Here is a 2,171-nt window from a genome sequence, read left to right as displayed (position 1 = left end):
TTCGAGGCCAGCGGGCAGACGCAGCGGGAGTTCGCGCTGGCACGGGGCGTGCGGCTGAGCACGTTGCAGTCGTGGGTGTACCGGCATCGACGAGCCGCGCCGTCGCGAGCGGAAGCCGTGAGACTCCTGCCGGTGCAGGTGGCGAGCGCCCCCGAGGCGCCGGAGTCCGTGCTGGAGGTGGTGGCCGCGAGCGGGGCGCGGGTGCGCTTCGCCGTGGGGACTGACGTGGCGTACGTGGCCCGACTCGTCGCGGCCCTGGGACGGTGAGGGGGTGTTCGCGCTTCCCGCGTCGGTGCGCGTGGTGCTGGCCACGGAGCCGGTGGACATGCGCAAGTCGATTGATGGGCTCATGGCGCTGGTGCGCACTGCCTGGGGCGAGGACGTCTACTCGGGGCACCTCTTCGCCTTCGTCTCCAGGCGGGGCGACCGCATCAAGGTGCTGACGTGGAGCCGGGGCGGCTTCGTGCTGCTGTACAAGCGGCTGGAAACGGGCCGCTTCCGGCTGCCTCGGGTGGAGGCGGACGCGCAGGCGGTGACGCTGGACGCCACGCAGCTGGCGATGCTGCTGGACGGCATCGACGTGGCCGAGGTGAAGCGCCAGCCTGCCTGGGCGCCCCCGGGGCGTACAGGCAGCTGAGCACGTCACGTCGTGAATGCCCTACCCGGCGCGTCGTTGAGAGCGGGTGCCCCGAGTCCTCCCCCTCGACCATTTCTGCCCCTGGCGTGAGGAGGCCGAGGAGCTGCGCGAGCGGATGACGTCGCTGGAGTCGAAGATGGCCGCCCTGGAGCGGCGCGTCTTCGGCAAGAAGACGGAGAAGATTCCGCCTGTCGCCCAGGAGCTGAGAAGCGAGTCACCCAACCCCGAGGAAGGGACGGCGCGGACCGAGGCCGCCCTGGCCAGGCGCAGGCAGCGTGCGGCCCAGAAGGCCGCGGAGGCTCCGACGCGCGAGATTCGCCACGCGGTGCCCGCCGAGGCGCGCCACTGCCCGGCGTGCGGCAGCGAGGACTTGAAGCCCCTGGGCACGGGCCGCACCTCGGGGGTGTACGAGTACGTGCCGGCCCGCTTCGAGCGCCAGGTACACGTGCAGGAAGTCCTCGCGTGCGCGTGCGGCCAGGGCGTGGTGACGGCCCCCGCGCCCGCGAGGGTGGTGGACCGAGGCGAGTACGGCCCGGGCTTCCTCGCGCACGTGGTGACGTCCAAATGCGCCGATGCCATGCCCCTGCACCGGCTGGCCCAACGCGTGGAGCGGGGCGGCGTGCCCATGAGCCGCAGCACCTTGACGGACCTCTTCCACCTGGCCGCCTCCGTCCTGCTGCCGCTCTCAACGCACCTCTTGCAAGTCATTGCCGCCGCCGAGGTGGTGTGGGCCGACGAGACGCCGGTGCGCGTGCTGGACGTGAAGAAGACGCGCCAAGGCTACCTCTGGACCTTCCTCACCCAGACGCCGCGGCGAGTGGCTCTTGGGCTACCGCTTCAGCCTGGGCCGGGCGGGCACGACGCCCAAGGAAGTCCTGGGCGGCACCCGAGGCGCCCTCGTGGTGGATGCGTACACGGGCTACAACGCGGTGACGCTGCCCGAAGGCCGCGTGCGCGTCGGCTGCTGGGCGCACGTGCGCCGGCGCTTCTTCGAGGCGCTGCCTACCGCGCCCGAGGCTCGCGAGGCGCTGGACTTCATCCTCGTCCTCTACCGGGTGGAGGCCGAGGCACGAAAGGCGGGCGTCGTGCGCACCGACGCGCACCGCGAGCTGCGCCAGAAGAAGAGTGCCCCGGTCCTCGCCGCGCTGGGCACCTGGCTGGAGGAACAGACTCCGCGCCACCTGCCCAAGGGGCCACTGGGGCAGGCCCTCTCCTACGCCCGAAAACAGTGGGACGCCCTCACCCGATTCGTCTCTGACGAGCGCCTGCCCTTGGACAACAACCGCAGCGAGGGCGCGCTGAGAAAAGCCGCCCTGGGCAGGAAGAACTTTCTCTTCGTCGGCCACCAAGCCGCGGGGGAGAACCTCGCCGGCCTCTACGCCCTCGTCGCCACCTGTGAGGCCAACGGCGTCAATCCCGAGGCCTACCTCGCCGACGTGCTGCTGCGCGTCCAGACGCACCCGAACGCGCGCATCGGCGAGCTGCTGCCGCACGAGTGGAAGCGTCTGCGCGCAGCCGACGCGTCCTGAAGCAT

At 71.5% G+C, this 2,171-nt stretch carries 2 protein-coding genes and 1 pseudogene; all 3 read left to right on the top strand.

The annotated features are described in order from the left end of the window. Positions 1–267, top strand: a 267-nt coding sequence (tnpA, locus tag ACLEQD_RS41890; RefSeq protein WP_410391510.1) for an IS66 family insertion sequence element accessory protein TnpA, incomplete at its 5' end; no start/stop codon positions are given. A 4-nt stretch (positions 268–271) separates the two neighbouring features. Further along, a complete protein-coding gene (gene tnpB / locus ACLEQD_RS41885; RefSeq protein WP_410391508.1) occupies positions 272–637 on the top strand; it encodes an IS66 family insertion sequence element accessory protein TnpB in 366 nt (121 codons plus the stop codon). Positions 638–752: 115 nt separating this feature from the next. Continuing rightward, positions 753–2,166 (top strand): annotated as a pseudogene (tnpC, locus tag ACLEQD_RS41880) (IS66 family transposase). The last annotated feature ends 5 nt before the right edge of the window (positions 2,167–2,171 follow it).

The sequence above is a fragment of the Corallococcus sp. 4LFB genome (assembly GCF_046520365.1).
In the GTDB taxonomy this organism is placed as follows: domain Bacteria; phylum Myxococcota; class Myxococcia; order Myxococcales; family Myxococcaceae; genus Corallococcus; species Corallococcus caeni.
The sequence above is the reverse complement of the archived record's forward strand: the minus strand, read 5'-3'. Positions and strand labels throughout refer to the sequence as shown.